Genomic DNA, 12,240 nt, shown 5'->3' on the forward strand with positions numbered 1-12,240 from the left:
GTCTGGGACTACTTGGCGCCGCCGCGCACCAGGGTCAGGAAGCGGACCTGCTCGTTGGCATTGTCCTTGAAGACGCCGCGGAACTGGCTGGTGATGGTCGAGACGCCGGCCTTCTGGACGCCGCGCATCGCCATGCAGAGATGCTCGGCCTCCACCATCACGGCGACGCCGCGGGGCTTGAGGATGCTCTCGATGACGTCGGCGATCTGGGCGGTCATCGTCTCCTGCGTCTGCAGGCGGCGGGCGAAGGTGTCGACGACGCGGGCGAGCTTCGACAGGCCGACCACGCCCCGGGTCGGGTAATAGGCGATGTGGGCGAGCCCCATGAACGGCACCATGTGGTGCTCGCAATGGGAGTGGAACGGAATATCGCGCACCAGCACGATGTCCGAGTAGCCCTCGACCTCCTCGAAGACGCGCTCCAGCAGCTTCTCGGCATCGACGCTGTAGCCGCCGAACAATTGCTCGTAGGCCTTGGTGACCCGGGCCGGGGTGTCGAGCAGGCCCTCGCGGGCCGGATCGTCGCCGGCCCAGCGCAGCAGCGTGCGCACGGCGGCCTCGGCCTCGGCGCGGCTCGGGCGGCCGGTCTCGATCCCGTCCGGGACGCGGGTGGCGGAGGCCGGCTCGGGCGCGACCTCGACGGGACGACCGTCATCCACCGGCCGATTGTCATTGCGCATGCCGTTCAGCCCTTGCCGGTCGATCCCGTTCCGGTCGAAACCCTGGCCGTCGCCCTGGTAGGACAAGGATTTGAGCGCGGCATCCATGGCATCTCCGGCCCGCGCGATGCGGGACTTCATCGGGGTGCTGTCGGGCTTGGCATACATCGTCGGAATCGCGTCGGGCGTTCGAGGGAAGATCCCGGGCTCGAAAAGGTTTCAAGCCGGCGCCCTGGGATGGACGAAAGGCCGTGGGAACCACCGTGGCCGTGGGCGCGACCCTGGTCGACGGCCCGCCTCCTCGCGAAGCGACCGTATCGCGCCTATATCATCGTTCGCGGGGCAACGCGCAATGCGCGATGCACGCGGCAGAGTCCCGATGGACATTGCGCCTCCGGCCGAGGACCCGATGCTCGACGACATCTACAACCGCCGTATCCTGGAACTCGCCGCCGACATCCCGCGGCTCGGCCGGCTCGAGAGCCCGGATGCCAGCGCCACGGCCCATTCGCGGCTGTGCGGCTCGACCGTGACGGTCGATCTCGTCCTCGGCGACGATGGCCGGGTGGCGGATTTCGCCCAGGAGGTCCGGGCCTGCGCCCTGGGTCAGGCCTCCGCGTCGCTGATGGGGCGGCACGTGGTCGGCGCCAGCGCGGAGGAGCTGCGCGGCGTCCGCGAGACGATGCGGGCGATGCTCAAGGCGAACGGTCCCGCGCCCGAGGGCGTGTGGTCGGACCTCGCGGTGCTGGAGCCGGTGCGGGAGTTCAAGGCGCGCCACGCCTCGACGCTCCTGACCTTCGACGCGGTGGTGGACGCCCTCGACCAGATCGCCGCCAAGCGGCAGGCCGCCTGAGGGCATGGTCCGGCGCGCCGCCCATGGGGCGATCCGCCTGTATCAGCTCACCCTGTCCGGCCTGATCGGCCGCCAGTGCCGGCATTGGCCGAGCTGCTCCGAGTACACCGACACGGCGATCGCCCGGCACGGGTTCTGGCCGGGCGGCTGGATGGGCTTCGCCCGGATCTGCCGCTGCGGCCCGTTCGGGACCCATGGGATCGACCTCGTGCCGGAGCGGCTGCCGGAGGGTTGCGCCTGGTACCGGCCCTGGACCTATGGCCGCTGGCGCGGCGTCGAGGCGCCGCCGTCACCGTTCGCCTGCGAGGCGGTGGGGCAGGAGACCAACGCGCTCTAGGCCGCGTTCCCGATTTGTTTCACGTGAAACACGCCTGACCGGACGGGCGTCTCGCAGGGTCGGGCACGATGCGGGCGGATCGAGGCCGGGCCCCTTCGATCCGCCCGGCCCTTCATCCGCCGCGCCTCACGCCGCGCGATTGGCGGCGAGCCGCTCCGCGAACTCGATCGCCTCGATCAGGCTGCGCTCATTGGCGATACCGGTTCCGGCGATGTCGAAGGCGGTGCCGTGATCGACCGAGGTCCGGATGATCGGCAGGCCCAGGGTGACGTTCACCCCCGACAGGTCCATCCACTTCCCCGTGGCCGGGTCGATCTCGAAGCCCAAGAGCTTCACCGGGATATGCCCCTGGTCGTGATACATCGCGACCACCGCGTCGTACTGGCCGGCGCGCAGCTTCACGAACACCGTATCGCCCGGCACCGGCCCGTGGATGTCGAGACCGTCGGCATTGGCCTGCGCGATCACGGGGGTGCTGACGTCGATGTCCTGGCGCCCGAACAGGCCGCCCTCGCCGGCATGGGGGTTGAGCGCCGCCACGGCGATCTTCGGCTTGGCCAGACCCAGCCCCTTCAGGGCCTTGTCGGTGAGGTCGATGACGAGGCGCAGCCGCTCCGGGGTCAGGCGCTTGGGCACGTCCTCTAGCGCCACGTGGGTGGTGACGTGGGAGACCCGCATGTTGCCGTGGGCGAGCATCATCACCGAGCCGCGCACGCCCGTCAGTTCCGCGAGCATCTCGGTGTGGCCGGCATAGTGGTAGCCGGCCTTGTTGAGCGCCTCCTTGTTGAGCGGCGCCGTGACGATGCCGCCGATCTTTCCGGCCATGGCGAGACGCACCCCGGCCTCGATCGCCTTGTAGGCGAAGCGCCCACCATCGGCGGACAGCCGGCCGGGCTCGATCGGCGCGCCCTCCGCATCCGCCTGGAGGCAGCACAGGGCCGGCCAGTCGCCGTCCTCGGTAACCTCCGGGATCCGTTCCGGCAGGAGGCCCAGCGCTTCCTCGGCGCGACGCAGGGCCGGGGCGCTGCCGATGACCATGAGGCGCAGATCGCCCGCGTCGATCCGCTCCTTCAGCCGGGCGGCGGCCTTGACGATGATCTCCGGGCCGATGCCGGCGGGATCGCCCATGGTGATGGCGAGATGTGGGGTCACGCGTCGCTCCTCTCGGGCGGAAAGCCGTTGCCGTGAAGTAGATCGCGCCAGACGCCCTCCGTTCCGAAGGCGCCGGATTTCGATACGACCGCGAGCCCGTCCCAGCGGCCGCCCCGCAGGGTCGACCGGGGCAGGCCCGGGGTGATCTGCCCGGTGACGTCGAGGCGCGTGACACCCAGTGCGAGGCAGAGCGCCTTCAGGGTCTCCCCGCCGGCCACCAGCAGCGTCCCGGGCTGCGGGATGCGGTCGATCACGCCCGCGAAGGCCGCGGCGATCCGCGCCGCGGCGGCCTCGCGGGCGATCCCCTCGGGCAGCGCGAGGCTCGCCAGGGCGACGCCGTGCCGGTCGAGGCGCGCCGCCACGGCGCCGGCATGGTCCGGGTCCTGCGGCGACAGGACGAGGTGGTGGCCGCCGCAGGCCGCGAGCTGCGCGGCGGTCTCGGGCCGGTCGGAGCCGAACAGCCCGAGCACCGGGCCGGCGAGCCGGTCGTCGCCCGGCGCGTCCGCGCCCCGCGCCAGGGCCGCCGCGAGGCCGCCGCTGCCGCACCAGAGCACCGGACCTGCGCCGCCGAGATCGGCCACCCGGGCGAGATCGGCATCGCTGGCCGCGTCGTAGACGGCCACGCCCGCCACGGGACCGTCGGCCACGCTGGCCCGGCGCGCCGGCAGTCCGGCGGCCCGCAGGGCCTCGGCGATGTCGCCGGAGACCGGCTCCCAGCCGCCACCGCGCCGGGCGAGCTGGCATCCGGCCTCCGTGCGGCGGCCCTGGTACGGGAAGGCCGGCGCCACGACGCAGCGATCCCAGGCGCCGTGCCGCAGCACCGCCGCGAGTTCCGCCGCCCAGGGGCCGCGCAGCAGGCTGTCGACCTTCTTGAAGGCGATGCCGGCGCCGACCAGCCGGGGGGCGAGGGCGCCGACGATCCGCCCGGCGGCCTCCGCCGATCGCTCACGGGTGCCGGAATCGATCGCCAGGCATCCGGCGGATTCCGCCGTCAGGATCTCCGGCCACGCCACCGGGATCGACCCGCACAGGCCGGTAAAGCCCGCGGCCGTGTCGAGGGTGCCGGTGAGATCGTCGGCGATGAGGCGCAGGCGGGTCATGTCGAGCGGATCATGGCAGGACCATCATCGGCCACTCCGCCAGGCCGCGGCTCGAAAGCTTGTTGTCAGGTTGTCGGCAGGCATACAGACCCCCCGGCGCCGCGGTCAAGCACGCGGCTTCCCGGGGCCGGGTTCGGCAGGCCGGCCGAGGGAAAGATCGAGCAGCCGCCCCTCGAACAGCCGGTCGCGGGACGTGGCGATATGGGCTTCCATGCGGGTCCGGGCGGCCTCGGCGTCGCGATCCGCGATCGCCGAAAAAATCCCGCGATGCTCCTCCAGCACGCCGCGCAGTCCGGATCGCGGACCCTGCAGGGCGAGGCCGTGGATCGTCATGCCCACGGCGATGTGCGGTTGCAGCGCCTCCAGGCAAGCCGCGTAATAGTGGTTGTTCGACGCGGCCGCGATCGCGTGATGAAATGCGAAATCGGCATCCGCCCGGTGCTGCTCCTGCCGGGTCGCCACACTGAGCCGGTCGAGCGCTGCCGCGATCCGGCCGAGGGCGTCGGCATCGCGGCGCAGAGCCGCGTGAAAGGCAGCATCCGGCTCGAGGGTGAGGCGGAACTCGTAGCAGCGCTGGATGTCCGCGATGCTCTCCACCGGGGCGAAGCCGAGGGCCGGACGCGCCACCCGCGGCCGCACGAAGCTGCCCGCCCCCTGCCGCGAGACGATGGCGTCCTCCCGGCGCAGCCGGTCGAGGGCCGCCCGGACCACCGGACGCGAGACCTGGAAGCGCGCCGCGAGGTCGTGCTCGCTCGGTAGCCGCGTGTCGGGTCCGTAGGTGCCGTTCCCGATCCCTGTGAGGAGCGCGTGATAGATGCCGTCGGCCAGGGAGCCGGGCCGGTTCGGATCCGCGCCGCGGCCCGCCGGCCGCTTCGGCGCCCCCGCCCGGTCGGGCGGACCGGACAGGGATGAGGACACCGCCGACGACATCCGGGGCCGCCTCCAGGGATCGAGCCAGGCTGCGTCAAGTCAGCGATGAACCGCGCCGCTTGTCAACATTTGTACGATCCTGGCCGCGAGTTGCGCCCGCTTGTCAAAAGGTTGTAGCAGCCGGCCCGGGGGATGAGCGGGTGTCGAAGGCCCGGAACAGGGTGGCACCGGAAGGGCGAACCATGCAGATTCCCATCAAGCGTTCCCTGGAGCGCGTGCCCGGCGGCCTGATGGTGGTGCCGCTGTTCCTCGGCGCGATCCTCCACACGCTCTTTCCCAACACGGCGACGTTCTTCGGCTCGTTCACCGGTGCGCTCTTCAACGGGGCCCTGCCGATCCTGGCGGTGTTCTTCGTCTGCATGGGCGCGGGCATCGATTTCCGCGCCACCCCGGCGATCGCCCGCAAGGGCGGGGTTCTGCTGGCCGCCAAGGTCGGCATCGCGGCGCTCATGGGCGTGGTGTTCGGCCATGTCCTCGGCGAGGCGCCGGTGGTCGGGGGCGCCTTTGCGGGAATCTCGACGCTGGCGATCGTCGCCGCGATGAACGACACCAATGGCGGGCTCTACCTCGCCCTGATGGGCCAGTTCGGCCGCCCGAAGGATGCGGGCGCCTACGCGATCATGAGTCTCGAATCCGGGCCGTTCCTCACCATGGTCACCCTCGGGCTGGCGGGCCTGTCCGCCTTCCCGTGGCCGACGCTGGTGGGCAGCATCCTGCCGCTGGTGATCGGGATGATCCTGGGCAACCTCGACCGCGACATGCGCGCCTTCCTGTCGGGGGCGGCGCCGGTGATGATCCCGTTCTTCGCGTTTGCCCTCGGGTTCGGGCTCGACCTCGCCAAGATCTGGCAGGCGGGCCTGCTCGGCATCGGCCTCGGCGTGGCGGTGGTGGCGGTCACGGGGGCGGCCCTGTTCGTCGCCGACCGGCTCACCGGGGGCAATGGCGTCGCCGGGGTCGCGGCGGCCTCCACCGCCGGCAACGCCGCTGCCGTGCCGGCGATCATCGCGGCCGCCAATCCGGCCTACGCGGAGGCTGCCGGTCCCGCCACCGTGCTGGTGGCGGCGAGCGTGGTGGTCACGGCGCTGCTCGTGCCGCTCCTGACCGCCTTCGTGGCAGCGCGCGTCGGCTCGGACGCGGACGGGCTGGAGCCGGGGCACGAGCCGGTCCCGCCGCCCGCGCCGAGCGCGCCCTGAGGCGAATCCCGCGGCGCACCGCGTGCCGGCCGCGACCGGCGGCAACCGAAGGGCCCGACTCCGGTTGTCCCTTCGAAGAGCCCGGTATGGCCGCGGCTCACGGCGAACCGGAGCGGGCACAGCATGTCCACCGAATTCAGGGGCAAGACGCATATCGACATCTACGACCGTCCCACCCGCGAGGAATGGGCGCAGCGTTTCGGCGTCAGCGAGGAGAGGCTGCGCAAGGCGGTGACCATGGTCGGGAGCCGGATCACGAGCGTGGCCGCCTATCTCGACAAGCCGGCCTCCTGAGATCGGCCGCGTCATGGACGTGCCCCCTGATTTCCGTGCGCCTCCGGATCTTCCGGCGGCGGGGACGACGCTGCCCGAACCCGCGACCGGTCCCGACGAGGCTGCGCCTCAGCCTCCGGCCCCGTCGCCCGATGCCATCACGTTCGAGCAGATCCGCGAGCGGGCCTACGAACTCTGGGAGCGCAACCACCGGCCCGAGGGCTTCGAGATCGAGTTCTGGCTTCTGGCCGAGCGGGAACTGCGCAAGGAGCGCGATCGCCGGAAGGGCGGCGAGGCACCGACAGCCCCGAGATCCGATGCGCAGCCGACCTGACGAGGTCCGGTCGGAGCGCGCATCCTGACGCTGCCCGATGGGGCGTGCGCACGGCTCGTCCCGGCACGCCGTCGGCCCCTGGTGCCGCCCGCGCACTATGACGGATCCCCGGCCGCGAGCGTTCCGTGAAGGCTTCGCCCGGCGCTCAGGCGCGGCGCCGTGCGGCAGGAACCCGCGTTCGGCAGCCCTCCAAGCCCGGATGGCACACGGGTTGCTGGCTCTGCGGGGCCGACGAGCCCGCCCTTGGTGTAAGGCCTACGGCTTCGCAGGCCGGCCTGCCGTCGGAGCCGCTGAGTCCATGACCGATCTCGCCACCCTCAACCGCATGGACGCGCCGGCCTTCGAAGCGCTCCTCGGCCCCGTCTTCGAGCACGCGCCCTGGGTGGCACGGGCCGCCTGGGCCCGGCGCCCCTTCACGGGGATCGCGGATCTGCACGCCGCGATGATGGCGGTGCTGCGCGCCGCGCCCGCCGAGACCCGCCGCGCCTTCTTCAACGGTCACCCGGAGCTCGCCGGGCCGGAGGCACGCGCCCGAATTCTCACCGCGGATTCGGCGAGCGAGCAGGGAAGCGCCGGCCTCGACCGCATGGAGGCGGCCGACGCCGCGGTGTTCGACCGCCTGAACGCCGCCTATCGCGCGCGCTTCGGCTTCCCCTTCATCATCGCGGTGCGAGGCCGGGGACGGGCCGAGATCCGGTCCGTCTTCGAGGCCCGGCTCGGACAGGATCCGGATGCCGAGGAGGCGACCGCGCTGGACGAGGTCGCCCAGATCACCCGGATGCGCCTGGAGCGCCTGATCACGCCGTGAGACGGCGCCGCGCGGCTTTGCCGGAGCCGGCCGGGCCTCAGGCCTCGATCGCCGCCCGGGCTTCCTTCACAGCCGCCTCGAAGGCGACGAACGCCGTGGTCGCCGAATCCCAGGCCTGGCTGCGCACGTGGCGGACCAGGGCCGCCGCCTGTTCGCGGGCCTGGGTCAGGGGCTTCTCGATGGCGGCCGGCCGCGTCGCGTCGGCGGGAATCCCCTCTGGCGGCGTGTCCGTGGACCGCATGCCGACCAGGGTCGCCGCGATGGCGCGGCGCCAGGCGGCGCAATCCGCCGACAGGCGGATCACCCGCTCATCCGCCGAGGCGCCGGCCTGACGGTCGAGTAGGGTGCGGCCGAGATCCTCGATCCGTCCGAGCTGCGCGAGGGCGTCGCCGATCTCCCGGCGCGCCTTGTCGGTGCCTTCCGCGATGCGGCTGACATTCTGGGCGATGTCGCCGGTGGCCTGCATCTGCTGGCCGAGGATCTCCGAGGCCTCGCGCATCTGCGCCGCGACATTCGCCACGGCGCCGCTTTCCGCCTCGACGCGGGCATTGGCCCGCACCATCGCGGCCGCGCCCGCCTCGACCGCGCCGCGGCTGCGCGTCACCGCGGCCTGCATCGCCGCCATCTCCTCGCGCAGGCCGCTGACCCGGGCCCGGATCTCGTCGGTCGCCTTGGCGGTCTGCGCCGAGAGCGTCTTCACCTCGGCGGCGACCACCGCGAAGCCGCGTCCGGCCTCGCCGGCCCGCGCCGCCTCGATCGTGGCATTGAGCGCCAGCAGGTTGGTCTGGGCCGAGATCGCCGCGATGGTGCCGGCCATCTCCTCGATGCGCAGGGCGGCGGTCGAGAAGCTGTCGAGCCGGCTTCCGATTTCCTCGGTGCCCTCCTCGATGCCGCGCATCCCGGCGGTGGCGCGGTGGAGGTCGCCCACGCAGGTGGCGATGCCGGCCCGGGCCGTCTCGGCGGTCTCGGCCGCCGAGGAGGAGCGGGCGGCGATCTCACCCGTGGTCGCCGCGAGTTCCTCGCTGGCCGCCGCGATGAGACGGGCCTGCTCGGCGGTCCCGGAGGCGTCGTGGGTCATCCAGCCGATCGAGGTGCCGGCATCGGACGCCGAGGCGGACAGGCGCGCCAGGAGGGACAGCCACTCCCGATCGAAGGCCGGCTCTGCGGCGGGATTCGGCGCCGGAGCGACTGGCACCGCCACCGCCGCCTCAACGGGCGCGGTCGCCGACACCGGGATTGCAAGCGCGTCAGGGGTCTGACGCTGCCGGCGCAAACTGAACATGCGGGCCTCTCCGACATCTTAATCGGCCGGCATGGTCACACAGAACCTTCAACCAAAGGTGAAGGATAGACTAGTCGCTCGACGACTGTTGCACCGCATTGGTGCGGTGCAGCGCGACTTCTGCGGGAAGTTGCGCCCCCGGATAGCGCACTATCGGGGGGCGCAATGCTTCATTCTCCGGTCAGAGCCGCCTTGGTGCGCGACCACCAGCCCGCGCGCTTCGGCCGGTCCGGATCGGTGGGCGGCGTCAGCACGATCGCCACGGGCTCGGGGACCGGTTCGGCGGGCGCAGCCTCGGGCGGCGCGGCGGAAGCCTGCGCGCCTTCGCTCTCCCGATCGTCCGGCGCCGGGGTCTCGGCCGGGGCCACCGGCAGGTCCACCGCCGTCTCGGTGCCGCCCGAGACCGGGGCGGCCTCGGCCGCATCGACCGCCTCGGCCACCGCCTGAGCGCTCACCGGCTCCTCCGCCGAGAGGGCGACGCCATCGCCCGCCGCCTCGGGCGCCTCGTCCTTCTCGGCGCCGTCGCGCGACCGGCCCTCGCTGCGTCCACGCCCACCCCGGCGTCCGCGACGACGGCGGCGCCCGCCCTCATCCTCGGTGCGGGACGCCTCGTCGGCACCCGCCACTGTCTCGTCGGCTTCCCCGGCTTCCGCCGCGACGGCCTCGACCGGTGCCTCGGTCCCGGCCGGCTGCTCGCCGTCCCACGCCTCGCCCCGGCCGGTCTCGTCCGAGCTGTCCCGGCCGTCGTCCTGACCGTCGTCCTGGCCGTCTTCCTGGCGCTCGTCGTCGCCGCGCTCCTCCTCGGAGCGGCCATCCTCGGAACGGCCCTCCTGACGGCCGCCCCGGCGGCGACGGCGGCGGCGGCGGCGGCGGCCGTCGCCGTCCTCGCGCGACCCGTCCTCGCGGGCCTCGGCGCGGCCCTCGTCGGCCTCGCCCTCGGATTCCGTCTCGGCCTCGGCCTCGTCGGCCTCCTCGTCCTCGTCCTCGAACTCGGTGGTCGGCGAGATCGCCTGGGCACGCACGCCCGTCACCGGACCCTCCGCCCGCTGGGCCGGCTCGCCGCGGTCGAGCTGGAACGCGGCGGTGGCGGCCAGCCGCTCGTCGGCCGCGATCGTGATCGTCACGCCGAAGCGCAGCTCCAGCTCGCGCAGGTGCCCGCGCTTCTGGTTGAGGATGTAGAGGGCGACCTCGGTGCGGGTGCGCAGGACGAGGTTGTGGGAGGCCGACTTGAGAAGCGCCTCCTCGATGGAGCGCAGGATGTGCAGGGCCACCGACGCGGTGGCGCGCACGAAGCCGGAGCCGCCGCAATGGGCGCAGGGGATCGAGGAGGATTCGAGCACGCCGGTGCGGATGCGCTGGCGGCTCATCTCCATCAGGCCGAAGGGCGAGATCCGGCCGACCTGGATGCGGGCGCGGTCGTTCTTCAGGCACTCGTTGAGCTTCTTCTCGACGGCGCGGTTGTTGCGCTTCTCCTCCATGTCGATGAAGTCGATGACGATCAGGCCCGCGAGGTCGCGCAGGCGCAGCTGGCGGGCGACCTCCTCGGCGGCCTCCAGGTTCGTCTTGAGGGCGGTGTCCTCGATATCGTGCTCGCGGGTGGCGCGGCCGGAATTCACGTCGATCGAAACCAGGGCCTCGGTCGGGTTGATCACGAGGTAGCCGCCGGACTTCAGCGAGACGTGGCTGGAGAACATCGCGTCGAGCTGCTGCTCGACCCCGAAACGGGCGAAGATCGGTGTCGGGTCGCGGTAGGGCTTCACGACCTTGGACTGGCCGGGCATCAGCATCCGCATGAAGTCCTTGGCCTCGCGGTAGGCGTCCTCGCCGGCGACCAGAACCTCGTCCAGATCCTTGTTGTAGAGGTCGCGGATGGCGCGCTTGATCAGCGAGCCCTCCTCGTAGACCAGCGCGGGGGCCATCGAGGTCAGCGTCAGCTCGCGGACCGATTCCCAGAGCCGCATCAGGTACTCGAAGTCGCGGGCGATCTCGGGCTTGGAGCGCGAGGCGCCGGCGGTGCGCAGGATGACGCCCATCCCCTCGGGCACCTCCAGGTCCTGCACGACTTCCTTGAGGCGCTTGCGGTCGGCCGCCGAGGTGATCTTGCGGGAGATGCCGCCGCCCCGGCCGGTGTTGGGCATCAGCACCGAGTAGCGGCCGGCCAGCGACAGGTAGGTGGTGAGCGCCGCGCCCTTCGTGCCGCGCTCCTCCTTGACGACCTGCACCAGGATGATCTGGCGGCGCTTGATCACCTCCTGGATCTTGTACTGGCGGCGGTAGTGGCGGGGCCGCTCGGGAATCTCGGCCAGCGCGTCGCCGTTGCCGCCAACCTGGGCGATCTTGGGCTCGGCGTCGGGGTCGTCGGAATCCTCGTCCGACTCATCCTCATCCTCATCCTCGTCGGACTCGTCCTCGTCGTCCTCCGACTCGTCCTCATCCTCGTCGTCGTCGGACTCCTCGTCGTCCTCGTCGGACGCCTCATCCGCCTCGTCGTCGTCGACCGGCTCGGCGGTCTCTTCCGCGAAGGGCTCGGCCGGCGCGTCGGCGACGGTCAGCGCCTCCGCCACGGCGATGCGGGCCTCGGGCTCGACCGGGGCGTCCTGATCGGTGGCGTCCTCCTCGGAGGCGACGGGCTGGTCGGCCACCGGTGCGCCCCTGTCGGCCGCCTGCCCCTCGGCGGGGGCGGCCTCGAACGGCGCTTCGGCCGCGCGCTCGGCGGCCTGTGCCGGCTCGTCATGGAAAGCGGGGATGTCGCCGGCGGCGGTCTCGGAGGCGAGGGCCTCCCGCACGGCCTCCGGGTTCTCGGCGAGGGTATCGGGCTCAACGGCCGGGTCGATCCCCGCTTCCGTCCGGATCTCGGCGTGATCCTCGGCCAGATCTTCGCTTCGGGACACCTCGTGCCCGTCCTCGGCGCTCACGGTCTCGTCGGCGCCGCGGGCCCGGGCCTCGGCGCGGCGGCCGCGGGAGCGGCGCGGCGACCGGCGGCGGCGCTCCTCGCGCTCGCGGTGCTCCTCGGCGTCGCGGGCCTCCTCCTCGAGGAGCGCCTGCCGGTCGGCGAGCGGGATCTGGTAATAGTCGGGGTGGATCTCGTTGAAGGCCAGGAAGCCGTGGCGGTTGCCGCCATACTCGACGAACGCCGCCTGGAGCGACGGCTCCACGCGGGTGACCTTGGCGAGATAGATGTTGCCACGCAGCTGACGCCGGTTGGCGGCCTCGAAGTCGAACTCCTCGACCCTAGACCCGTGGACCGTGACGACCCGGGTCTCCTCCGGGTGCATCGCGTCGATCAGCATTTTGTTGGCCATGTCGGACTCTCGGCATG

The 12,240-nt window shown here is 72.3% G+C and carries 12 protein-coding genes; 6 read left to right on the forward strand and 6 right to left on the reverse strand.

Going from position 1 to position 12,240, the window contains the following annotated elements; translation table 11 throughout:
- Positions 1 to 8 precede the first annotated feature (8 nt).
- Positions 9 to 827: a GTP cyclohydrolase I FolE gene (gene folE / locus CIW48_RS18150; RefSeq protein WP_149312017.1), complete on the reverse strand. Its 819-nt coding sequence runs from the start codon at positions 825 to 827 to the stop codon at positions 9 to 11.
- A gap of 241 nt (positions 828 to 1,068) precedes the next feature.
- On the opposite strand from folE, the gene CIW48_RS18155 reads away from it, so the two are divergent.
- Positions 1,069 to 1,512: an iron-sulfur cluster assembly scaffold protein gene (locus CIW48_RS18155; protein ID WP_091784547.1), complete on the forward strand. Its 444-nt coding sequence runs from the start codon at positions 1,069 to 1,071 to the stop codon at positions 1,510 to 1,512.
- A gap of 4 nt (positions 1,513 to 1,516) precedes the next feature.
- Complete coding sequence (gene yidD / locus CIW48_RS18160) at positions 1,517 to 1,849, forward strand: membrane protein insertion efficiency factor YidD (protein WP_149312018.1); 333 nt, start codon at positions 1,517 to 1,519, stop codon at positions 1,847 to 1,849.
- 126 nt (positions 1,850 to 1,975) lie between these two features.
- Here the strand turns inward: yidD and pdxA are convergent, their stop codons facing one another.
- The 3 genes from pdxA to CIW48_RS18175 form a co-directional block, all read right to left on the reverse strand.
- Positions 1,976 to 3,001 (reverse strand): 4-hydroxythreonine-4-phosphate dehydrogenase PdxA, encoded by a 1,026-nt coding sequence (pdxA, locus tag CIW48_RS18165; RefSeq protein ID WP_173009303.1) that lies wholly within the window; start codon positions 2,999 to 3,001, stop codon positions 1,976 to 1,978.
- Positions 2,998 to 4,101 carry a four-carbon acid sugar kinase family protein gene (locus tag CIW48_RS18170; protein WP_149312019.1) on the reverse strand — a complete coding sequence of 368 codons (1,104 nt, stop codon included), beginning with the start codon at positions 4,099 to 4,101 and terminating at the stop codon, positions 2,998 to 3,000. Before CIW48_RS18170 ends, pdxA begins: the two co-directional genes overlap by 4 nt.
- Positions 4,102 to 4,206: 105 nt before the next feature.
- Positions 4,207 to 5,031: an FCD domain-containing protein gene (locus CIW48_RS18175; RefSeq protein ID WP_149312020.1), complete on the reverse strand. Its 825-nt coding sequence runs from the start codon at positions 5,029 to 5,031 to the stop codon at positions 4,207 to 4,209.
- Positions 5,032 to 5,213: 182 nt separating this feature from the next.
- Between CIW48_RS18175 and CIW48_RS18180 the strand changes: the two genes are divergently transcribed.
- From CIW48_RS18180 to uraD, 4 genes are all read left to right on the forward strand, one after another.
- Entirely contained in the window at positions 5,214 to 6,224 is a 1,011-nt protein-coding gene (locus tag CIW48_RS18180; RefSeq protein WP_091784377.1) for a 2-keto-3-deoxygluconate permease, read from the forward strand.
- A 123-nt stretch (positions 6,225 to 6,347) separates the two neighbouring features.
- Entirely contained in the window at positions 6,348 to 6,518 is a 171-nt protein-coding gene (locus tag CIW48_RS18185) for a DUF3606 domain-containing protein (RefSeq protein WP_091784380.1), read from the forward strand.
- A gap of 13 nt (positions 6,519 to 6,531) precedes the next feature.
- Complete coding sequence (locus tag CIW48_RS34725) at positions 6,532 to 6,831, forward strand: DUF2934 domain-containing protein (protein WP_149312021.1); 300 nt, start codon at positions 6,532 to 6,534, stop codon at positions 6,829 to 6,831.
- A 298-nt stretch (positions 6,832 to 7,129) separates the two neighbouring features.
- A complete protein-coding gene (gene uraD / locus CIW48_RS18195; protein ID WP_149312022.1) occupies positions 7,130 to 7,639 on the forward strand; it encodes a 2-oxo-4-hydroxy-4-carboxy-5-ureidoimidazoline decarboxylase in 510 nt (169 codons plus the stop codon).
- A 37-nt stretch (positions 7,640 to 7,676) separates the two neighbouring features.
- On the opposite strand, the gene CIW48_RS18200 is transcribed toward uraD, so the two are convergent.
- Together CIW48_RS18200 and CIW48_RS18205 are read right to left on the reverse strand one after the other, a co-directional pair.
- The gene (locus CIW48_RS18200; protein WP_149312023.1) at positions 7,677 to 8,921 is read right to left on the reverse strand and encodes a methyl-accepting chemotaxis protein; all 1,245 of its coding nucleotides are present in this window, start codon (positions 8,919 to 8,921) and stop codon (positions 7,677 to 7,679) included.
- Between the two features lie 170 nt (positions 8,922 to 9,091).
- Positions 9,092 to 12,223 carry a ribonuclease E/G gene (locus tag CIW48_RS18205; RefSeq protein ID WP_149312024.1) on the reverse strand — a complete coding sequence of 1,044 codons (3,132 nt, stop codon included), beginning with the start codon at positions 12,221 to 12,223 and terminating at the stop codon, positions 9,092 to 9,094.
- Between the last annotated feature and the right edge of the window lie 17 nt (positions 12,224 to 12,240).

The organism is Methylobacterium sp. P1-11 (assembly GCF_008329595.1).
Lineage (GTDB): Bacteria > Pseudomonadota > Alphaproteobacteria > Rhizobiales > Beijerinckiaceae > Methylobacterium.